At 51.7% G+C, this 22,459-nt stretch carries 19 protein-coding genes; 10 read left to right on the forward strand and 9 right to left on the reverse strand.

The genetic code is table 11. From position 1 onward, the window contains the following. Positions 1–200 precede the first annotated feature (200 nt). The gene (locus ACO0LK_RS11025) at positions 201–3,005 is read left to right on the forward strand and encodes an Ig-like domain-containing protein (RefSeq protein ID WP_422974950.1); all 2,805 of its coding nucleotides are present in this window, start codon (positions 201–203) and stop codon (positions 3,003–3,005) included. Positions 3,006–3,108: 103 nt separating this feature from the next. Here the strand turns inward: ACO0LK_RS11025 and ACO0LK_RS11030 are convergent, their stop codons facing one another. Then, entirely contained in the window at positions 3,109–3,657 is a 549-nt protein-coding gene (locus tag ACO0LK_RS11030) for a hypothetical protein (RefSeq protein ID WP_422974951.1), read from the reverse strand. A gap of 175 nt (positions 3,658–3,832) precedes the next feature. On the opposite strand from ACO0LK_RS11030, the gene ACO0LK_RS11035 reads away from it, so the two are divergent. Continuing rightward, a complete protein-coding gene (locus tag ACO0LK_RS11035) occupies positions 3,833–4,438 on the forward strand; it encodes a glutathione S-transferase family protein (protein WP_422974953.1) in 606 nt (201 codons plus the stop codon). A gap of 28 nt (positions 4,439–4,466) precedes the next feature. Further along, positions 4,467–5,108 carry an alanyl-tRNA editing protein gene (locus ACO0LK_RS11040; protein ID WP_422974955.1) on the forward strand — a complete coding sequence of 214 codons (642 nt, stop codon included), beginning with the start codon at positions 4,467–4,469 and terminating at the stop codon, positions 5,106–5,108. A 61-nt stretch (positions 5,109–5,169) separates the two neighbouring features. Here ACO0LK_RS11040 and ACO0LK_RS11045 read toward each other — a convergent pair whose 3' ends face one another. The 7 genes from ACO0LK_RS11045 to ACO0LK_RS11075 form a co-directional block, all read right to left on the reverse strand. After that, complete coding sequence (locus ACO0LK_RS11045; RefSeq protein ID WP_422974957.1) at positions 5,170–5,601, reverse strand: YidB family protein; 432 nt, start codon at positions 5,599–5,601, stop codon at positions 5,170–5,172. A 128-nt stretch (positions 5,602–5,729) separates the two neighbouring features. Further along, on the reverse strand, positions 5,730–6,455 hold the full coding sequence (locus ACO0LK_RS11050; RefSeq protein WP_422974959.1) for a 16S rRNA (uracil(1498)-N(3))-methyltransferase: 726 nt from the start codon (positions 6,453–6,455) through the stop codon (positions 5,730–5,732). A gap of 28 nt (positions 6,456–6,483) precedes the next feature. Beyond that, positions 6,484–6,891, reverse strand: coding sequence for a DUF350 domain-containing protein (locus tag ACO0LK_RS11055; RefSeq protein ID WP_422974961.1), 408 nt, complete (start codon positions 6,889–6,891; stop codon positions 6,484–6,486). An 8-nt stretch (positions 6,892–6,899) separates the two neighbouring features. After that, the gene (locus ACO0LK_RS11060; protein ID WP_422974963.1) at positions 6,900–8,033 is read right to left on the reverse strand and encodes a glutathionylspermidine synthase family protein; all 1,134 of its coding nucleotides are present in this window, start codon (positions 8,031–8,033) and stop codon (positions 6,900–6,902) included. Then, on the reverse strand, positions 8,033–8,527 hold the full coding sequence (locus ACO0LK_RS11065; RefSeq protein WP_422974965.1) for a hypothetical protein: 495 nt from the start codon (positions 8,525–8,527) through the stop codon (positions 8,033–8,035). The genes ACO0LK_RS11060 and ACO0LK_RS11065 overlap by 1 nt, the downstream gene beginning before the upstream one ends. 13 nt (positions 8,528–8,540) lie before the next feature. After that, the gene (speE, locus tag ACO0LK_RS11070) at positions 8,541–9,806 is read right to left on the reverse strand and encodes a polyamine aminopropyltransferase (RefSeq protein WP_422974967.1); all 1,266 of its coding nucleotides are present in this window, start codon (positions 9,804–9,806) and stop codon (positions 8,541–8,543) included. A gap of 10 nt (positions 9,807–9,816) precedes the next feature. Beyond that, positions 9,817–13,224, reverse strand: coding sequence for an SNF2-related protein (locus ACO0LK_RS11075; protein ID WP_422974969.1), 3,408 nt, complete (start codon positions 13,222–13,224; stop codon positions 9,817–9,819). A gap of 186 nt (positions 13,225–13,410) precedes the next feature. On the opposite strand from ACO0LK_RS11075, the gene tkt reads away from it, so the two are divergent. The 4 genes from tkt (at position 13,411) to lepB (ending at position 18,062) form a co-directional block, all read left to right on the forward strand. Then, positions 13,411–15,414 (forward strand): transketolase, encoded by a 2,004-nt coding sequence (gene tkt / locus ACO0LK_RS11080; protein ID WP_422974971.1) that lies wholly within the window; start codon positions 13,411–13,413, stop codon positions 15,412–15,414. A gap of 14 nt (positions 15,415–15,428) precedes the next feature. After that, positions 15,429–16,028, forward strand: coding sequence for a GNAT family N-acetyltransferase (locus tag ACO0LK_RS11085; protein ID WP_422974973.1), 600 nt, complete (start codon positions 15,429–15,431; stop codon positions 16,026–16,028). A gap of 210 nt (positions 16,029–16,238) precedes the next feature. Then, entirely contained in the window at positions 16,239–17,252 is a 1,014-nt protein-coding gene (gap, locus tag ACO0LK_RS11090; protein WP_422974975.1) for a type I glyceraldehyde-3-phosphate dehydrogenase, read from the forward strand. Between the two features lie 129 nt (positions 17,253–17,381). Next, positions 17,382–18,062 carry a signal peptidase I gene (gene lepB, locus ACO0LK_RS11095; RefSeq protein WP_329605203.1) on the forward strand — a complete coding sequence of 227 codons (681 nt, stop codon included), beginning with the start codon at positions 17,382–17,384 and terminating at the stop codon, positions 18,060–18,062. Between the two features lie 127 nt (positions 18,063–18,189). Here lepB and ACO0LK_RS11100 read toward each other — a convergent pair whose 3' ends face one another. Then, positions 18,190–18,348: a hypothetical protein gene (locus ACO0LK_RS11100; RefSeq protein ID WP_422974977.1), complete on the reverse strand. Its 159-nt coding sequence runs from the start codon at positions 18,346–18,348 to the stop codon at positions 18,190–18,192. 28 nt (positions 18,349–18,376) lie between these two features. Between ACO0LK_RS11100 and ACO0LK_RS11105 the strand changes: the two genes are divergently transcribed. From ACO0LK_RS11105 to ACO0LK_RS11115, 3 genes are all read left to right on the forward strand, one after another. Further along, positions 18,377–20,542 (forward strand): DUF4214 domain-containing protein, encoded by a 2,166-nt coding sequence (locus ACO0LK_RS11105; RefSeq protein WP_422974979.1) that lies wholly within the window; start codon positions 18,377–18,379, stop codon positions 20,540–20,542. Positions 20,543–20,790: 248 nt separating this feature from the next. Continuing rightward, the gene (locus ACO0LK_RS11110; RefSeq protein WP_422974981.1) at positions 20,791–21,210 is read left to right on the forward strand and encodes a BON domain-containing protein; all 420 of its coding nucleotides are present in this window, start codon (positions 20,791–20,793) and stop codon (positions 21,208–21,210) included. Between the two features lie 164 nt (positions 21,211–21,374). After that, entirely contained in the window at positions 21,375–21,836 is a 462-nt protein-coding gene (locus tag ACO0LK_RS11115; protein ID WP_422974983.1) for a cache domain-containing protein, read from the forward strand. The last annotated feature ends 623 nt before the right edge of the window (positions 21,837–22,459 follow it).

Below are 22,459 nucleotides of genomic sequence, written 5' to 3' on the forward strand. Positions count from 1 at the left end.
AGCTTTACAAGAATGGCTGCTTACAGATATCTGAACAAGGCTGGAATAAAAGAAGCGAGAGAGCAACGTGTTTCTAACCGGAACACGTGCGTGAGATGGTAGTTTGGCCCTCTGTTTTGACGATTTCATCTGAATGAAGATATGTGTTTGACCGCCACATCATCGAATGTCAAATATCAATCATTCTGGGGGAATTTTTTATGCAAGGCCAACAAAAAAACGGCAGGCTAAAATTGCTGACGCTACAACTAAGTCTGATTTTTGCAGTTAGTTTTACGGGGATGGATGCGGCCTACGCATCTATTCCAGATCATCATGAATTTGATGCCAGTCTGCATGTGCCATATCGTTCTGACGCCAAAGCCGGTGCCGAATCCCGTTATTTCACGATGGAATTCGAATACCCGTATGTCACCAAGGAACAGTCCATCACCTGGCGGCTGGAATTGCTGGGTGCTGATGGGCGCGTTATTGACCATTGGTATGGCGTAGAAAAACTCTTCAAGAAAACCGTGACAACGCAGTTTTTCTGGAGCGGTCGCGGCCCCAGGGGCGAAGCCCTGAAAGACGGTATCTATCAGGTCAGACTGACTGCCAAAGCTACGGACACTGTGGCGTTGCAGGCGGCTCCGGCGGCGGATGTTGCCACCCTGGTTGAACGCGCCCTGGCCAAACATGATACCGAAATCATCACGCAAAGCTGGCCACTGCAAGTCGGTAGCGTGGCTGCCCCCAAAATGCCAGGCTTTGCGGCCTTGCCGACCAAAGCCAGCAAAACCCTGTCAACTTCCAGTACCACCAGCACAAGCCGTCAGGCAGTTGCTGGCGCTGCACCGCCACCTGTTGCAGCCACCGGTTCTTTGCCTTACACCGTGTATTACGGCAACCTGCATAGCCAGACCAATCACAGCGATGGTGGTGGCGAGCTGACATCCTGTGTTGGCGCGCAAAACCCGCAATCTGCCGCCTATGGCCCGACGGATGCCTATCAATACGCATTGAACAAGGGCCTGGATTTTTTGATGACGTCTGAACACAACCATATGTACGACGGTTCTGACAGTACCAACGCATCTGCCAATCCGGCCACGGCTAAAAACCTGTATCAATCCGGCCTTGCCGCTGCTACCAGCTTCAATTCCAGTCATGCCGGTTTCCTGGGTATTTACGGTATGGAATGGGGTGTCATCAGCAATGGCGGGCACATGAATATTTTCAACTCGAATGAATTGCTGGGTTGGGAATACAATAGTAGCAACCAGCTAATCGCTGACACACTTACCACCAAGAACGATTATGCCGGTCTGTACACACTGATGCGTCAGCGTGGCTGGATAGGGCAGTTCAATCATCCTTCCACCAGCGGACAGTTCCTCGTCAACAGCACACCATTCGGTTTTACCGCAGACGGTGATCAGGCTATGGTAGCTTGCGAAGTCCTGAACACTTCAGCATTTTCGACCAACACCACAGAAACCGAAACCAGCCGCAGTACCTATGAAGGTGCCTGTAACAAGGCGCTGGAAGCCGGTTTCCACGTTGCCTTTACCACAGACCAGGATAATCACTGTGCCAACTGGGGTGCGTCTTACACCAACCGTACCGGCGTATTGTTGCCAACGGGTGCTGCCTTCAATACCGCCAATTTTATCGATGCATTGAAAGCGCGCCGTATTTTTGCCAGTATGGACAAGACCTCGCAAATCGTGCTGACCGCCAATGGCCATGTCATGGGTGAACGCTTCACCAATAGTGGCACACTGACTCTGGTCAGCAATTTTGCCAGCACCAGTGGTCGTACTGCTTCCACGGTCGTTATTTACGAAGGTGTGCCAGGCCGCAATGGCACGGTAACGCAATTGTCCAGCACCGCCACGACCACCATCACCCCGACAGTGGGCGAGCATTTTTACTATGCAAAAATCACTCAGGACGATGGCAATATCCTGTGGTCGGCACCGATCTGGGTAACCCAGTCGAATAGTGCAGATACCACGCCACCAACGGTCAGCGCAGGTGAATCCGGCAGCAGCGGTACGATTACGCTGTCCGCCAGTGCGACTGATAACGTGGGTGTCAGCAAGGTCGAGTTCTATGTGGACAGTGCACTCAAAGGCACAGTCACCAGTTCCCCGTACAGCATGACACTGAACTCCACCAGCCTGAGCAATGCTAGCCACAGTCTGGTCGCCAAGGCCTATGATGCCGCTAACAATGTGGGTACGTCATCGGCAGTCGGCTTCACCATCAATAACCCGACCAGCGACACGACCCCACCTACGGTCTCTGTCAGTGAAAGCGGTAGCAGCGGCACCATTACCCTGTCTGCCACGGCGACGGACAATGTGGGTGTCAGCAAGGTAGAGTTTTATGTTGATGGCACGCTGAAGGCAACCAGCACCGCATCGCCGTATTCAACCACGCTGAATTCCACGACCTTGTCGAACGGTAGCCATAGCCTGACTGCCAAAGCCTATGACGCTGCCAATAATATCGGTACATCGTCGGCCTTGAGTTTTACGGTCAACAACACGACCTCGACGCAGTTGATTACCAATGGTGGTTTCGAAAGTGGTACTGGTTCCTGGACGGCCAGTTCTGGCGTCATCAGCACAGGTGGTTCTGAAGCATCGCGCACTGGCAGCTATAAAGCATGGCTCAACGGTTATGGCAGTGCCCACACTGATACCCTGTATCAGCAGGTCACCATCCCCGCTGCTGCCACATCAGCCAGCCTGAGTTTCTGGCTGAAGGTAACATCAGACGAAACCACGACCACCCAGGCTTACGATACCCTCAAACTGCAAATTCAAAACAGCAGTGGCACCGTATTGGCAACACTGGCGACGTATTCGAACCTGAACAAGGGGACTGCCTATGTCAACAAAACCTTTGATCTGACCAGCTATAAAGGGCAGACAATACGCGTGTATTTTGTGGGTGTGGAAGGTAGCGTGACGGCTACGTCTTTCCTGATTGATGATGTGTCGCTGATCGCCCAGTAAACTGATTCGTCGCAATATTGAAAAAGCCTGCCGGTTGATGAACTGGCAGGCTTTTTCTTTATCTCGGGATGCTATTCACTACAACTGGCTAACATTATGAAAATCAGGAAGCGACCAGCAAAAAGTACCCGCTTTCCAGAACGCCTGTATCGACCACGGCGTTAATCGCCGCTTGAGGATTGCTGGTTTGTATGGCATCCGTGGTGACACCGTTAATGACGGCGTAGACGGTGTAGGTATCACTGATATTCAGCGTGCTTGGGATAAAGTCATCGGTAACGACGACATTCTGTGTTACCTGGTCATTTTGGCGTATGGAAAAAATGACGGGTCCCACGCAAGTCTTTTGAAGCTGCAATTGATTCGGATTGCTATACGGCACATGGATCATGTCAAATTCAAATGTACCTTGCTGCATAACTTGTTTCACCTGCGCTAGAAAACCCGCAGCCCCGACAAAGCTCTGGCTGGCGCTGGTGTAGGTATTACCTTGTATGACGGTCGTCGCAAAGACGCTGGCGGGAGGTAAGTCAGTCGCCAGTTCTGCCATGGATTCCGGCGGCACTGGCAAATGCTCTGCAATCAGCATATCCCCTTTCAACACCGTAAAATAGGCCTGGTAATTGGTTTTGTTCGTCAAGTTCATGGACATTACACTCTCCTGTAGGGTGATTTGCCTTGCAGACATGAAGGCGGAAGCGGGATTGTTTATTTTACATTAACATATCGATATTACACAATGCAGGTTCGCCGACTAATATTCTATTTTGTTGTTAATTTGATCATGGTGCCAATGCCACCAATACCGCCAATCAGGAAAGAATTGTATGCACATCAGGTTTTATCATGCCCCGGATGCCAATTGCTGCGAGCGATTGTTATGGATACTCGATTACAAGCGCGTGCCCTACGAACGTATAGACGTGGGGCTGACACAGGTGGGTGAACATGTCACCCAACACAGTCCTTTTGCCCGCGTGCCACTGATGGAAATTGATGGCACACCCTTGAGTGAATCCATGGCCATGGCCGAATTCATCGAAGAGCTGGTGCCCAATCCGCCCTTGCAATACACCGAAACCTTTGCCCGGGCCCAGGTCCGCGAGATTTGCGAAGCAGTCAATTCGTCCATCCATCCACAGCAAAACGGCAGCACCGTCCGGTATTTTCATCCCGAATGGAGCCGGGAACAAATGAAGCCGGCACGTGCCAACTGGCTCAATATCAACCTGCAAAAACTGCAAAGCCGCCTGTGGCGCAGCAGCCAGTTTGCTGTAGGTACAGATTTCACCCAGGCCGATATTTTTGTCAGCATCATTTATCGCAAGGCCGTAGATTTGGGTGTGCCCATCACTGATCTGCCGCAGTATGAAAAACACTGGCAGTTTTTGATGTCGCATGAAGCGATACGTGCCAGCTGTCCGGTGAATTGACATACATTAATCGTGAACATGTAATTTGATGACTAAAAAATTATTTTGGAGCGACCCCTATCAAACCAGCCTGCTGACACAGGTCAGTGCAGTGGATGGCAATGATATTCGTCTGGTATCGACGATCTTCTTTGCTTTCTCTGGCGGGCAGGAAAGTGATCAGGGTACGATAGCCGGGCATGCGGTAGTCGCTGCGCGCAAGGAAGGGTTGGAACTGGTGTATACGCTGGCGGATGGCCATGGCTTGTTGCCGGGGCGGGATGTGGAAGTCCGTATAGACTGGGAACGGCGTTATCGTCTGATGCGCCTGCATTTTGCGGCGGAGCTGGTGCTGGAATTGTTTTACAAGTCGCTATCTGGTGTCGGTAAAGCAGGTGCCCATATTGCCGGGGACAAGGCCCGCATCGACTTTGTCTGGCCTGAAAGCATTGCGCCTTTGCTACCCGCATATACGCAAGAAGCGCAAGCCATCATTGATGCCAATCTCGATATCATATGTGCCTTTGATGATGAGACGACACAGCGACGTTATTGGGAAATCAGCGGATTTTCGCGTGTGCCTTGCGGCGGTACCCATGTCAAAAAGACGGGTGAACTGGGGCAGATCAGGCTGAAACGCAACAATATAGGGCGTGGCAAGGAGAGGGTGGAGATTTATCTGACGCCATAAAAAAACAGCGATTGCAAAAATGCAGATCGCTGTTTTTTTGAATGCAGACAAGGGCTGGTGTTTATTTCCCAAACAGTGATGAAAACTGTTGCAGTACATCTGCCGGATTGATGCTTCCGGCTTCCGGTACCTGGCCATGTGGGGTCAGGTGATCGATGATGCCGGGCAAAAATTCGGCCAGATGACTGGCTGCGCCTTCGTGGGAAATGCCGGCGGAATCAGCCAGTTGCTGCAATTGTCCGCCACCCAGGGCTTGCTGAATTTGCGCGGCAGAAATCGGCAGGTTTTGCCCTGTACCTATCCAGGATTGCACGATGTCTCCAAGACCAGCCTGTTGGAGGGTGTTGATCAGCGACTGCAAACCGCCGCCGGACTGATTGCTGCTCAGCATGCCCATTGCCGCCTGGATCAGCATGGATTTAGAGTCAGTACTGCCGTTGTTACCTTGGTTCATGCCACCCAGCATGCCTAATGCGCTATCAAGAAGTCCCATGATTATCCTTTCAGATGAAGTTGATGTGTACAACTATACATATGGCAGAGTGTATGTCGCCTAGCGTACAGTAATTGTGAACTTTATATGAAATTTGACATTGTTTTACTGCGATTGCAATGTCTGAATTACATTCCGCCCCAGGCGGCATTCAATATGGCAATGGCGGCCAGGCCTGCTGTCTCGGTGCGCAAGATGCGTGGGCCCATGGACAGGGCCAGCACACCATGTTTGATGGCAAGATTTTCTTCTTCATCCGTGTAACCGCCTTCTGGTCCCACCATCAGGCTCACGGCTTGTGCCGGGTGGTGGCGTGACCAGTCGGCCAGTGACTGGTCAGCGCGTGGCGTCAGTAATATCCTCTGATGCATGTCTTGCTGGCCCAGCCACTGGGTGTAGTTCATCACCGGTGCCAGATGGGCGAGGCGGTTGCGGCCACACTGTTCGGCAGCGGCAACGATAATACCTTGCCAGTGTGCCTGTTTTTTCTCGGCACGTTCTGCCGACAGCTTGACGACGCAACGTTGCGCCGCCAATGGCTGTATGGCGCTGACGCCCAGCTCCATGGCCTTTTCTATGATCCAGTCCATTTTTGATGCTTCTGGCAGCGCCTGCACCAGGTTCAATGAATAGGGCAGCTCACATTCTTCCGGCAAAAATACTTTGACATCTGCGGTCACATTTTTCTTGCCGACTTCGGTCAGGGTAGCGACATGGCAGCCACCTTCGCCATTGAAAATATGGATGTTGTCACCGACACTTTGGCGCAGCACAAACACATGATGTGCAACTTCATCCGGCAGGGCAATGCTGGCACCTATACTCAAGGGCAGCGGACAATAAAAACGTGGCATTGCTTTCTCGATTAATTTAAAACTTATTCTAATATGTCATGCAGGCTGCGTTTAGCATCCCCAACCCCAGACTCAACGCCCCCAGGAAAACGCCTGAGGCAATTTTATTGTCAGGTATGTCAGACACAATGCCGGGTATCAGCAGGCGGGCAACGCCAAATGCCAGTAACTGTATGACCAGTGCCACCACACCCCAGAAACACATGTCCACCAGGCTGACACTGTTGGCAATGGCTGATGCCAGCGCCGTACAGTAACCAAGCACAGCACCCGACAGACTGGCAGCCGCCGCCACATTGCCAGCACGTATCAGGGCGATCTCGCGATACGGGGTAATGCGGATATAGATCACCACAAAGATCGCCAGCAAGACAAAGGCGGCGGCGATATGGCTGAAGAAGGCGATCAGTCCGTGTGCTACTAATTGTTCACTCATAGGGCATCCTATTCTACAAAATAATGGGGAATGAAACGGCTGGTGTTCTTGGTGATCAGGGTTTCATCTTCGCGTATGCCTATGCCAGCCGGTTCGTCGCCGACTATCCAGGCACCGATGGAGGTATATGCCGGTGTGATGCCGTCATCAAACCTGGGCTGGGGTGCATACGCCTGATAGATATACCCTTCGGCGCCATAGTCACCGTCAGTATGCAGTACCTGACCATCGGCATAGATGGAAATGTTTTCACCCTCGCGTGAATACAGCGGTTTTTTCACATGATTGCCACTGATGCGCCAGGCATCAAACGACGCGGGCAGCAGGTTGGGGTGATTCGGAAACAGTTCCCACAGTATCGGCAGTATGGCCTTGTTGGACAATACCATTTTCCATGCAGGTTCTATGATGCGCATCGGGCGCTTCAGCAAATGGTTGGCGAAATCTTCGCGACACAGCCATTCCCAGGGGTAAAGTTTGAACAGATTGTCTATCCGGCTGTCGGCATCATCGACGAATACGCCTTCTTCTTCATCCCAGCCCAGGCTTTCTATGGCGCATTGTTTGGTGGCAAAACCTGCCTGTATGGCGGTGTCGCGCAAGTAAGAAAGATTGCCTTCATCTTCTTCGTTACTACCTGCACAGGCGAAATGCAGCATGCCCTTGTTGGGGAATTTTTTCCACTGTTCTATCAGTTTTTCATGCAGAGAATTGAACTGATCTGCATCCGGATGCACGTCTTGCAGCCAGTACCATTGTGCGACACTGGATTCCACCAGGCCGGTCGGGGTGTCGGCATTGTATTCGAGCATCTTGGGTGCGCCGCTGCCATTCCAACTGAGATCAAAGCGGCCATACAGCGAAAATTCTTTGCTGCGCCAACTGTCTTCCACTTGCGACCAGAATGCGCTGGGGATGGCAAATTTTTCCTGCATGCCATTTTTGATGACGTGGTCCACCGCTTGTAGCGACATCTGGTGCAGATCGAGGCTGGCTTGCTCCAGTACGTCGATCTGTTCTGCGCTAAAGCAGTAGGCATAACGCTCGTCCCAATACAGACCATCGATGGAATGGTAGCTAAAGCCCAGGGATTCAAATTGCTGCTGCCAGCCCGCGCGTGGCGTGAGTGAGGTACGTATCATTAACCGCCCCCGGAAGAACCGTGTGACGTACTGCCAAAACCACCGCGGCTGACGCTGCCACGGCTGACACTGGTGCTGCGGCTGACAGCATGGTCGCTGCTGCCACCCTGAAAGCCAAAACTTCTTTGCGCAGTTTCACGGTTGCCCGGACTGTAGTGCGGACCAAAGTAATGCATGTTGTAACCACTGTAATGTCCGCCGGTGCCCGTGTAGGAAGAGCCGGTGTAGCCATTGCCCGTACCTGTACCTGTGTTGTTCAGATTTGCATCCGTATTCAGATTGCTGGTAGCGACTGATTCACATGCGGGGCCATCGCCCCAGTCCTTACGGCAGTCTTCCAGGCTCTTGTATTGATCGCGTATGGCGGTCAGTTCCTGGTTGCTGTCACTGTCACTGCTGCTACACGCAGTCAGTGCAGCACTGGTCACTAGCATTAGCGGCAGGGTACGGCTTGCCCTGCGTTTGCCATGTTGTTTGTTTTTTCCGGCACTCACGGTTTCTCCTGGTTCAGGTGGCCGGCATCAGGTCTTTCACATAATTGGGTAAAGCAAATAATGCCTGATGCACATCTGCATTGTAATACTTTAGCAACGGCAAGCCACGGTGTTTGATGCGCTGATTTACCGTTGACGCGGGAATCGTCTGGGGATTGAGCTGTTTGCTGGCAATTGCCATACCCCACAGGGCACCATACAAGGGGATGAATACCGTGTAAGGATGGATCTGGGCAAACGCTGTTTGCAGTTTGGCCAGTGTAGTGCTGAAGCGCTCGGGATGATAAAACGGGCTGCCCAGGTGCAGCACCAGCATGCCTTCTGTCGTCAGGCGTCGGGCGCAAATCTGGAAAAATTCTTCCGTCATGCAGGTGGCCGCAAGTGAATTGCCGGTGGGGCTGACGGGGTCGGTCAGATCCAGCAAAATCAGGTCGTAGACATCGCTGCATGAACCTACATAGGCAAAGCCGTCTTCATGGCGGTGTTGTATTTTTGAATCATCCAGGGCACCACGATGGATATTGCCGAGGTGCTGGCGCGCCATGGTCACCACATCGGCATCAATTTCACACAGGGTGATGCTGGTGATGCTGGGGTGCTTGAGTAATTCTTCGCAGGAACCGCCATCACCACCGCCTATGATCAGGGCGGTGCGTGGTTCCGGGTGAGCAATTGCGGCGGGGTGGACCAGGCATTCATGATAAAAGAATTCGTCTTTTTCCGAGGTCATCATGGCACCATCTAGTCGCATGACTTTGCCAAAATCGCTGGTGTCGGCGATCTCTATATCTTGCATGGCACTGGTGTGTCGTGCTAATACCTGGTTGATGCGGGTAGCAGCAAAGCTGTGGTCGCTCAGGGCTTCAAATGTAAGGCCAGTGGCCAGGCCAGTGGTCGGGTCAGAGGCAAGCTCGCCGCGTTGCAGTTCCTGCCGCGATACCGTGCGTGGCTTGAACACGGCAATCAGCGCATCAACTATTTGCCTGGCCTTGCTGTCATTGTCATGGTTGAAGTTGCAGACATATACATCCAGCGTCACTGCATGACGTTCTGGCCAGGTATGGATGGCGACATGCGATTCTGCCAGCAGCAGGGCACCGGTGACGCCGGCCGGGCTGCCATCTTCATGCGTGAAGGGGTGAAATTTTTCACCGACTATGGTGAGACCGGCAGCGATGGTGATGTCACTCAGGCACAGACGCAGGCTTTCCGGGCTGACGAAATATTCTGGCGCTGCTTCACAATTGAAACAGTCGGCGGTCAGGTGTAAGCCTTCCATAAGTCTTTCTTTAATTCAGTGGTTCAAAAATGCCCTGCAAGTCTTCTGCCGTCAGTTGCACGCTGGCGATTTCGCCCTGGTCCAGTATGGCACGGGCCAGGTCGGATTTTTTAATCTGCATTTCCTGGATTTTTTCTTCCAGCGTGCCCTTGGCGATCAGGCGATAGACAAATACGGGCTTGTCTTGCCCTATGCGCCAGGCGCGGTCGGTAGCCTGGTTTTCTGCTGCCGGGTTCCACCATGGGTCATAGTGGATGACGGTGTCGGCTGCTGTCAGGTTCAGGCCCACGCCACCAGCTTTCAGGCTGATCAAAAACAGGGGGATATCACCTTCCTGGAAGCGGCGTACCACTTCGCCACGGTGTTCTGTATCACCGGTCAGGATGGCAAAGCGCAACTGCTTTTCAGTCAGTGCTTCGGCGATCAGGGCCAGCATGCTGGTGAACTGTGAAAATACCAGAATCTTGCGACCTTCGGCCAACAGCTCATCGATCATGATCAGCAATTCTTCCAGCTTGGCTGAAGGCGGCATTTTGTCTTTGCTATTTTTTGCAGATTTAGTTGCGTTGGTAGCATTGGTAGCCTTGGCACCAGTAATCTTGACCAGTCGTGGATCACAGCATACCTGGCGCAGTTTCAGCAGCGCATCAAGGATGACAATCTGGCTGCGTGCCACACCTTTCTTGGCGATTTCTTCACGGACTTTTTCATCCATCGCCAGGCGCACGGTTTCATACAGATCACGTTGCGCACCGCTGAGTTCTATGTGGCGCAAGACTTCGGTCTTGGCTGGCAGTTCCGTCGCCACCTTGTCCTTGGTACGACGCAGTAAAAACGGTTTGATGCGACGTGTCAGCAGGGCGTGGCGCTGGCTGTCACCGAGTTTTTCTATGGGATGCTGGAAGTCTTTGGTAAATGACTTGATATCTCCCAGCAGGCCCGGCATCAGGAAATTAAATTGCGACCACAGTTCCCCCAGATGATTTTGCAAGGGCGTACCGGTCAGGCACAGGCGGTGATTCGCTTGCAGCAGGCTGGCAGTCTGGCTGGCCTTGGCCTGGGCATTTTTGATGTACTGCGCTTCGTCGAGTATCAGCAAATGATAGCGATGTGCACGCAATGCTTCTTCATCGCGCGGCAGCAGGGCATAGGTAGTCAGTACCAGGTCCACCCGCGGTATTTGTTCAAACAGTTTGCTGCGGTCTTTGCCCTGCAAGACCAGTACCCGCAAATCGGGGGCAAAGCGTTGTGCTTCGCTGGCCCAGTTATCCATCAGACTGGTAGGGGCAACCACCAATGCTGGCTGGCTTAAACGACCGGCTTCTTTTTCTATCAGGATATGGGTCAGGGTTTGTATGGTCTTGCCCAGGCCCATGTCGTCAGCCAGTATGCCAGCCAGTTGGTATTCGCGTAAAAACTGCATCCATGCCACGCCTTCTTTTTGGTAATCGCGCAGGCTGGCGCGCAAGCCTGCGGGCGGGGTGATGGTATTGATGCCACCAAAGGTCGCCAGGCGTTGGCCAAAGCTTTGCTGGCGTTCGCCACCTATCCAGCGCAAATGGGTGGTGGCCGATAGTTCTGCCAGGCGTGCCGCGTCCAGCATGGGTAGCCGCAGTTTGTCGCCTTGATGTTCATTGAAATACAGCTCGCCCAGGATCAGCAGGATAGGCTTGATGCGCGCATAGGGCAGGGCGACGCGGGTATTGTCAGGCAGGGCCAGTAAGACTTGTTCATCATCGGCGCGCTGGTTGACTTGTTGCAGGCTAAAGTCTTGCGGTGCCTGGCGTATCAGGCTGACCAGCAGCGGTAGTAATGAAATTTTGGTCTGGTTGACGACGATGCCCAGTTCCAACTCAAACCAGACCGATTGCTGGGTATCTTCATCCACTTCTGCATACCAGTCTTCGACTTCCTGCAGGTTGTAGCGATAGTCATCTTGCTGGCGTATATCCCAGCCCTGGCTGATCAGGCCGGGCAGGTCTTTGGTCGCAAAATGCAGCCAGGCGTTCTGGTCTGGCAGACATTGCAACAGGTCTGTTTCATGCCCGGGTACCACTTGCAGTTGAAACCCCATATCCTTCAGGGTTTGCGTTGCGGCCTGTTCGGCAGGCTGATCCCTGAGTATGTTTTCCAGCCCGTGCTGGCCGCGACGCAGCAGGCTATCGCCTGCCTGATCGGCTTCTGCCATTACATTGTCATAGGCAAAGCGCAGGACGGCGTAATCAGTACACAGGTCGGCTGTGGTCAGGGCATTCAATTCAAGTACCGGGCGCATACGGACATCGGCACGCACCTGTGCATCCAGTTCGGCAGGCAGGGGAATCAGGTGTTGCAAGCCCATGTCCAGCAGACGATTTGCCATGGCCAGCCGGGTTTCCGTGCGGGTAACAGCCAGCAAGGGGGCTTCCTGCACCAGATTGATCAACGCAGGCAGGGGAAACTTGCCGGTAGCGGCCACATGCAGCTCGCCGCAACTGTTTTGGCCGATCAGCCACGGTGGTTCGGTGGGTAATATGTAAGGGCCAGGTGTTGAATCGGCAGAGACCGATGTCTCTGCACCGGTGCCATCGAGTTGCCAGCGCAGCCGCAGGTAGTCCTTGTCTTCCTGCCAGGCCAGATGGGCCTGTTGCAAAGGATGGTAAGCCAGTCTGGATAACTGGCTTTGTTTTTTTTCTGTATTCAGCCAATACAGTTTGCCGGCTTTGGCGACGCGTTCGAGCAAGACCGCACCCATCCTGCCTTTGGGGGAATAGTGCGAGTAATAAAACGAATTCATCGTGCACATATTGAATAGCGCCAGCAATTCGTAATCTGCTTCTCGCAGAAAATGGGCTGATTTCATCATGTCGCGCACGGCCAGCGACAGCTTGGTGTATTTAAGCTCGCCTTTGGCATTCTGCTTTGCCTTGCCGGGTATCAGTCTTACTTCCTTGCTGCCCGCCACGGTGGACAGGCTGAAAATCAGCATGCCATCGTCTGTTTCTTCGTTGCCGGATTCGCTCTCAGTGCTCAGGGCAGGGCTGTCATGCCGGGCAAATTCCAGTTCGCGCAGCCATTTCTGTTCGGTGAAACCAAGCGCCGTGCCATTGCTGGCTGCATGGTCGGGTGGTGGGCTGGCCTTGTTCTGGTGATCAAGAATATTCAGTAAAACGGCTGCTACATGCTTGCAATTGTAATCAACCGGGCAACTGCAGGCGCCATTGACGGCTTCCAGTGTTTCATTTTCAAACACCAGTTCTATCTCTTGCGTATAGATATTACGGCCGCTGCCCTGGACTTCGCTTTCTACGAAATCATTATCAAAACTCCAGCCTCTGACCTTGTTTTCTGTTGCATAACTGATACCACGGATGAACACCTCGTGGGGAAATTGCCGGGCAAGATCGTCGAGGGAGAAATGACGTTTTTTTGATGACATGCGTAAGCTTTATAGATAAACCCAGTGATTTTACAGTCTAAAACAGCCTGTTTGCGCTTCTGAAGCGTCGCAATTGTAGTATGGACCCCATGCTCTGGTAAAATATCGGGTTTCGCAGGGATGGAATTATTCCTCCTCAGCCGCTTGCTTCACTGACCAGTTTTCTCAAGACAAACTTCTGACACCATGATTTCATCTCTTCAGCCAGCAACACTTACCAAGATGGCCAATGCAATTCGTGCCTTGTCCATGGATGCGGTACAAAAAGCCAATTCCGGTCACCCGGGCGCGCCTATGGGCATGGCCGATATCGCCGTTGCTTTGTGGAAAGGCCATTATCGCCACAATCCGACCAATCCAAAATGGATTAACCGCGATCGCTTTGTGTTGTCAAATGGCCACGGTTCGATGTTGCATTATTCGCTGCTGCACCTGACAGGCTATGACCTGTCTATGGATGAAATCAAAAATTTCCGTCAATTGCATTCCAAAACTGCCGGTCACCCTGAAGTACACGTGACACCAGGCGTGGAAACCACCACTGGCCCATTGGGGCAGGGCATTACCAATGCCGTTGGTATGGCGCTGGCTGAAAAACTGCTGGCTGCCGAGTTCAATCAGGGTGACCTGAAAGTGGTTGACCATTACACCTATGCTTTCATGGGCGACGGTTGCCTGATGGAAGGCATTTCGCATGAAGCCTGTTCACTGGCGGGCACGCTGCAACTGAATAAACTGATCGCCTTCTGGGATGACAATGGTATCTCCATCGACGGTCATGTCGAAGGCTGGTTCACAGACAATACCCCAAAACGCTTTGAAGCCTATGGCTGGAATGTGATCCCGGCGATTGATGGTCACAATGCTGAAGCCGTATTCAATGCCATTACTGCTGCTAAAAAATCTGACAAGCCTACCCTGATCTGCTGCAAAACCGTCATCGGCAAGGGCTCGCCAAATATGGAAGGCACGCACAACGTGCACGGTGCTGCCCTGGGTGACAAGGAAATCGCCGCAGTCCGTGCCAACATCGGCTGGGAATACCCACCATTTGAAGTACCAGCTGACGTCTATGAAGCCTGGGATGCCAAAGCTGATGGCGCCAAAGCCGAAGCGGAATGGAATGCACAATTTGCAGCCTACACTGCCCTGTTCCCGCAAAAAGCGGCTGAACTGACACGCCGCATGAATGGTGACTTGCCAGCCAACTTCGACGAAGTGGTGGCGAATGCGATTGCATCCTGCGTAGAGAAAAAAGAAAACATCGCGACCCGCAAGGCCAGTCAAAATGCGATCCAGGCATTTGCGCCATCGCTGCCAGAATTCCTCGGCGGTTCTGCCGATCTGACAGGTTCCAACCTGACCAACTGGAAAGAATGCGTTGCCGTGCGTGGCAACCAGGCTGGTAACCATATCAACTATGGCGTGCGTGAATTCGGCATGAGCGCGATGATGAATGGTATCGCCCTGCATGGTGGTTATATCCCGTTTGGCGCGACCTTCCTGACGTTCTCTGATTACAGCCGCAATGCCATCCGCATGGCAGCGCTGATGAAAATCCGTACCCTGTTTGTGTTCACGCATGACTCTATCGGACTGGGTGAAGATGGCCCTACGCATCAATCCGTCGAACATGTGTCCAGCATGCGCCTGATCCCTAATCTGGATAACTGGCGTCCATGTGACACGGTGGAATCAGCAGCGGCATGGGCACATGCGGTAAAACGTAATGATGGCCCATCGACGCTGATTTTTTCACGCCAAAACCTGCCGTATCAAGAACGTACTTCCCAGCAAATTGCTGATATACAGCGCGGTGGTTATGTTTTGCAAGATGTGGCTGATGCAAAAGCAGTATTGATTGCGACTGGTTCTGAAATTGAACTGGCTGTCAAATCTGCGGCTGAACTGGCACAGCAAGGTATTGCAGTGCGCGTGGTGTCCATACCTTGTACGGACGTATTTGATCGCCAGGATGCAGCATACAAAGCAGCGGTATTGGGCAAGGGCTTGCCACGTATAGCCATCGAAGCCGGTGTCACCGACTTCTGGTATAAATATGTCGGTCTGGAAGGCGCGGTTGTCGGTATCGATACTTTCGGTGAATCGGCACCAGCAAGCGTCCTGTTCAAATACTTTGGCTTCACTGTTGATAACGTTGTTGCCAAAGTAAAAGCGACTTTAGTTTAAGCTGGAAGACAGAATTGACAGACATTACTGTGAGCAGCATCAAAGAGGTCAGCCTGCGTCGTGCTACTGTAGACGATGCAGAGGCGATTGCTGCTGTGCGTGTGGAAAGCTGGCAGGCTACCTATCGTGGCATGATACCGGACAGTTATCTGGATGAAATGCGCGTAGAAGACAGCATGCTGAAGTGGCGTCAGATACTGCAAGCGATGTCGCAAGCGCAAGACCGTATTTGCGTCTATGTGGCTGAAAGCGAAGGCCATATTATCGGTTTCGCATCCGGTATGATGCTGCCTGAACCCAAGCTGGGCATGCAGGCTGAACTGACCGCAGTGTATCTGCGGCCAGCCTGGCAGCGTTCTGGCATAGGCCGTCGCATGGTACAGAAAGTAGCACGTACCTTGCAGGCACAAGGTGCAGAGAGTTTGCTGGTGTGGGCCATATCCGGCAATTCCATCGCCCGCAATTTCTACGAGGAATTGGGTGGCGTCCTGTTGATCGAACAAGCATTCAGCTGGGATGGCATGGATTTGATGGAAGTGAGTTACGGCTGGCGCGATTTGTCGGTGCTGATGGCATCGGTGAATGCCATGCGTACTCCTTTGTCTTTGCATTAGACGTATTTTGAAGACCGAAAAACTCACCACAGAGACACGGAGACACAGAGAAAGGCAAGAGAGAACGAGATATTTATGCCCGAGTGGTTTGATCCTCCATTTGGCTTTCTCATGTTTTTCCTCTGTGTCTCTGTGTTGAGAGGTCTTAAGCTGTAAGTGCTCAGATTTTTATTTGTATTTATTGTTGTTTAGTCCTTTGGAGATAAAACCATGACGATTCGCGTCGCAATCAACGGCTATGGCCGTATCGGCCGCAACATCCTTCGCGCTCATTACGAAGGTGGCAAGTTCAAGAATGAGATCCAGATCGTTGCGATCAATGACCTCGGCAATGCAGAATCCAATGCCCACCTGACCCGTTACGACACAGCCCACGGCAAGTTCCCAGGCACAGTCACGGTCGAAGGCGACACCATGATCGTCAATGGCGACAAGATCAAGGTATTTGCAGAACGCAATCCAGCCAATATCCCTTGGGGTGAATTGAATGTTGACGTCGTGCTGGAATGCACAGGCTTCTTCACAACAAAAGAAAAAGCGTCTGCCCATCTGGCTGGTGGTGCGAAAAAAGTCATCATCTCTGCACCTGGCGGCAAAGATGTGGACGCAACCATCGTCTACGGCGTCAACCATAGTGTGTTGAAATCCACTGACACAGTGATCTCCAACGCATCCTGCACAACCAACTGTCTGGCGCCGTTGGCCAAGCCTTTGAATGATGCCATCGGTATCGTCAACGGTTTGATGACAACGATCCACGCCTATACCAATGACCAGGTACTGACAGATGTGATGCATGAAGACTTGCGCCGCGCCCGTTCAGCCACCATGAGCATGATCCCGACCAAAACCGGCGCAGCTGCTGCCGTTGGCCTGGTATTGCCAGAACTGAATGGCAAGCTCGACGGTTACGCCATGCGCGTACCAACCATCAATGTATCCGTGGTTGATCTGACTTTCGTTGCTGCCCGTGATACGACAGTGGCAGAAATCAATCAGGTTCTGAAAACTGCATCCGAAGGCGCCCTGAAAGGTATCCTGGATTACAACACGGCACCGCTGGTATCGGTTGACTTCAACCACAATCCTGCGTCCAGTACCTATGATGAAACACTGACAAAAGTATCTGGTCGTCTGGTCAAGGTATCGAGCTGGTATGACAATGAATGGGGTTTCTCCAACCGTATGCTGGACACCACTGTTGCGCTGATGAATGCAAAATAATTTGCTTAAAAAGTAAATTCAAAGCAAATTCAAAAGCAAGTTTTTTATGCCGCTAAAAAATACCCCGAACTTTCGGGGTATTTTTTTGTCTATCTCTGGCATGCTTGATTTTTTATAGAGGAGATAGCCGTGCAGCTTAAAAAATTAATTGCCGACAATAAAGGTTTCATCGTACTTATGCTGGGCATGGTCTTTGTGCGTAGTGCACTGGCCGATTATTACATGGTGCCGACCAGTTCCATGTACCCGACACTGCTGGAAGGGGATCGTGTCATCTGTGACCGTCTGGCCTATGACGTCAAATTGCCATTTACCGATGTCGTCCTCAAGCATGTGGCGGACCCGCAGCGTGGTGATGTTGTCACTTTCACTTCGCCGGTAGATGGTGTGCGCCTGATCAAGCGTCTGGTTGCCGTGCCTGGCGATGTGGTGGAAATGCGTGAAGAAAAACTGTTCATTAACGGTGTTGCCGCCAGCTATGAAGCTCAGGAACCACGCAGTGACGACCATCTGACACCAAAACGTGAATACAAAGGCCAGCAACTGGTCTACAAAGAACAGTTAGGCAGTCTGCAACATCAAATGATTGTCATGCCAGAGCGTGAAGCACTGCGGACTTTTGCTCCCGTCAAAGTCCCTGAGGGCGAGTATATGATGCTTGGGGATAATCGCGACAATAGCCACGATTCCCGCTACATCGGTCTGGTCAAACGTGAGCTGATTACCGGGCAAGTCAAGCGCCTGATGTATTCGCTGAATGGCGACCAGTATTATTCGCCACGATTTGACCGTTTTGGCGCGAAAATCTGACGCCTGGTCGGCGCCTGTTATTGAATTCAATCCCTTGAGGCATACAGGTCGCTGACCAGTATGCCTCATGTCTTTTGATAAAGTCAAAACCAGATACAGCCATGATGTTGCACGATGCCGCATGATGTCAGATCTGCGGCATTACCAGCCACCAGCCACCAGCCACCAGCCACCAGCCACCAGCCACCAGCCACCAGCCACCAGCCGCAATCGATGTTAAGACAAAGTTTACATTTGTTGCAATTTTTGGGATGATGCTGGCTCTTTTGGCATACGCATGCCGCATTTACCCACACCGCAGCAAGGTTGATCTTATGGCTAACGAAGCCGATATCCAGAATCTCTACATCGCTTATTTCAATCGTCCGGCAGACAAAGATGGGTTGGCTTACTGGAAATCATCGACCATGAGTCTGGTCCAGATCGCACAAAGCTTTTCTGAACAAAAAGAATATGCCAGTGCCTTTGCCGGTTTTACGGTAGAACAAACCATCAATGCGCTGTATACCAATCTGTTCAATCACAAGGCTGATGCTGCCGGACTAAGCTACTGGAGCAATCAGATCAAATCCGGACAGGTAGGGGTAGGGGCCGCAGCCATCGCAATTTTGAGTGGCGCGACTGGGCCAGACCTCGACGCAGTACGTGCAAAAAATGCAGCCAGCGCCAGTTTTACCTCGAATCTGTCTGCCAACCATGCTGCCGCATCCGTGTATAGCCAAGCTGGCGTAGCCCAGGGCCTGGCCAAATCATGGCTGGCTACGGTGGTAGATGGTAGCACCCAAAAAGCGGCACTCGACAGCCTTGGTTTTATCACCGCCAAAATGCTTGCCGGCTTACCGGATACATCCGTGAACGGCAATATGCTGGCTGTCGCGGCGGGGCAAGTCAATCCCGGCAGAAGCGGTAACTTTATTTTCAGTGCTGATGATGCCAGCCTGCTGGTAGCCAATACCAAACTCACAGGCAATGGCGGCGCAGTGGCCTTGAATGTGAATACGTATTTTTCGCCCGTGTCGCATACGACGAGTACGGTCACGGGCGTACAAACCCTGAATTTGCAGGCCGGTGCCAATACCAGCAATGCAGGTGCCAATTTCTTGAACAGTTTTACCACCATCAATGCCAACAAGGCAGATGGTGGTGATACGATAGTCTTGGGTAATCTGACGCGACAAAACGTCAACCTCAACAATGTTAGCGGCACGTCCAGCGTGACCCTGGGAGGGGCTGGTCAGAGCGTGACACAGACATCTGAATTTGCCAGTGCCACCGTCAAGACCAGTCTGGCCAATCTGACTGATGCCAGGTTTAGTTTCAGCAACACGATTTATAACGAACATGTGCTGGAGGTTCTTGATAGCGGAACTTTTGACCTGAGCAGCACCCTTATGGCTAACTTCACTGGCCTCATTCTGCACAGAAATAACGAACTGTACTTCACGCCGTCAAAGCCGATTTCGATTACCACTGACAAAGGTGCATACAATAAAATTACTTTCGGCATTAACTCGGGTACTACGCAAGAGGTCAGATTCAAAAATCAATTATCTGGCACCCTGACGCTGGAAGGCATGTCTAACACGATCATTGAAGATAGCGTTGCCTCCAATATCAATTTTTTTAGTAACTCTGGCTCATTGAGTGTCAAAGACAATAACGACAGATCGCACTATATCAACAGCAGCGTTCCGACCAAGGTAGATGCCAGCAGCATGTCGGGCTTGCTGTATTTATCCGGATCGGGTGCATTTTCTCTCTCGGGCATGGGTATTTCCAGCACTGCAAGTTCCGTCGTCAACGATGGTATTACCGGCTCGCTGACCTTGACGACAACAGGTACGAATAATGTAATGTATCACGGACTTCGGGGTGTCGCACCAGTCATCATCAACCTGAATGGTACTGGCACTGTTAATGTCGATACCTTCAATCAGGATGCCGTCGTGCGGGTGAATGTCAATTCGACAGATGCCAAGCTATGGTTGTTAAGTTACTCAAAACAAATACAGATCATTGAACCTGAAGGTAAAACGGGTTCATTTAACCTCGAATTATCTTTGGGCTCTGCCGCAACGGTGAAGCTGGCTTCGACAGGAGGTGGCAGCGATATATTGAATATTTCTGGTGCTTCCATGTACTATTTTCTGACCGGCGGTAATGTGATCAGTAATTTCAATATCACAGGCTCAGATAAATTTAAAACCGGCGTGCAGGCAACTTCCCTCGACAAGTTGAGCATTGCTTCTTCAGACGTGGCCGGTTTGGCAGCCAAGATCGCCAGCGGCGCTGCGGCAGCGGGCAATGCCCTGACCGCGACTCCGGGCCAGGCATTTCTGATCACAGTTGTCAGTGGCCAGGCGGCGGGCACTTATTTCTACGAACACATGAGCAAGGTTGCCAACAGCGTGGAAACCAATGACGTTATCGTCAAGCTGATCGGTGCAGGGCAGATTGCAGTGACGGATATCATTGCCTGATTCATCGCATGATTTCAAAGATGCTTTTCGCCGGACACTGTTTTAAGGTGAACGCATGGATCAATTTATGCTCAGGCTGGGTTCATATTTAGGCGACACCGGCACAGGCTTGTTTTCAATCTGACAAAGTCTGTGTAAATTGGTTAATATGCGAAACGGATATTGATCTTGCGGGAGATCTTTGCATGTTTTTGCTTATGCCTAGGAGTATAAATATACTGCGGCTTGCCTTTGCCGCCTCCGTCTCCATGTCATTGCCCATTTGCGCGCTTGGTGATGAAGTCAGGACCAATTATTTCAATGATCCTTTTCTCAGGGTGACCCAGGGCATCAGCGAATGTCCTGTCCCTGAAGGCCCCATGCTGACCGAGGCGCAAGCGAGGGCAGAAGCGCATGGTCGCATCGAGCGTGGTACCAGCTGTTATCAGTCGGGTCAGTGTCGCCTGCCAAATTCCTATCTGTACGACAAGGAAATCATTCCCAGGGTCAAACGCGCCATAGAGGCCGATGGTCGTTTTGCTGAAACCAGTATCTGGGTGGAAGGCCAGCGCCGCTTTGTCTGGCTCAAGGGTTGCGTCCGTACTGCCGGGCAGGCCAGTGAGCTCGAAAAACTGGTACGTAGCCTGGATGACGTGCAGGGCGTCATGAATCAACTGACCGTCAAATAGCCTTAGCCAGGTACAGGCAGGGCTAGATGGTCCATTCCGCCACAATTGTTGCGCTGCACAGCGACTAATGCTGGACTAAGTTGATTCAGACATGAAATATTGGTCTTGCATTGAAAATTACATGCTGGGTATTCGAGCCGGTCCACACCTGAAGGAGATATGCCATGAAATGGATGAGCAAGCTGATTTTTATCGCTGTGATGGGTTTCGTCATGTCTGCCCCTGCCTCGGCGCGGGAAGAGCGTGGTTCGACTGCACAGGCGCAGGCCCTGGTTAAAAAGGGTATAGCCTACATCAAGAAAAATGGCCGTGAAAAAGCCTTTGCTGATTTCAACGATACCTCCAACAAGGAATTTCATGATCGCGATCTGTACCTGTTTGTCTATGACATGAACGGCATGAGCCTGTCACACGGCGCCAATCCCAAAATGATAGGCAAGAATCTGCTGGATCTGAAAGTCGAAGGCAAGCCCATCATCCGTGACATGATCGCCGCTCTTAAAACCAAAAATGATGGCTGGATTGACTATCAATGGCCAAACCCGGTCACCAAAGCCCTGGAAACCAAGTCCAGTTACTTTGAAAAAGTGGATGACTATTTTGTGGGCTGCGGTGCTTATAAATAGAACTCATTTCATAAATAGGGGTGAGATGCGTTTGCCTCATAACGTGGGCTGGCAAGGCGGACGAGGCAGTCAATAGCGAGTCTATTGACAACGAGTCCAACGCAGTCCAGCACGCGTTATGAGGCAAACCCTTCGGGAGCTGACGATTCGGGCGCATTGCTACGTTGCGCCGCTTGCTAAGGCGCCAGCCTTAGCTGCGCGACGACGCCTTGCACTGCATCCCGAATCGCCTTGCTCGCACTCATCCCTATTTATGAAATGAGTTCTAATTGAACGTCTTGTAAAAAAACCGGTACAGATGACATGTACCGGTTTTTTTATGGCTTCTCTTGCGATGTCAGAGTATTACTCACTTTTCCATCCGATTTCTGTCCGTCAAATAACTTCCAGGTGATGCAGGAAATCGCGCCCTTCAACTGGTAACGGAGAGGCGATCAACAAACCTCAATCACAAGCCTTCCCAATTGGCATCACCAATTGGCATCACCAATGGGGGCAGCAGCGAAACTTCTCGTTTTGAATTGTGAAATAGCCTGCGCAAGCTGACTTACGCAGTGCTGATTCCGTATCATTTTTTAACGATTGATTAACGATTGATTAACGATTGATTGCTAGTTTGTATC

The organism is Undibacterium sp. Ji49W (genome assembly GCF_049340205.1).
Classification (GTDB): domain Bacteria; phylum Pseudomonadota; class Gammaproteobacteria; order Burkholderiales; family Burkholderiaceae_D; genus Undibacterium.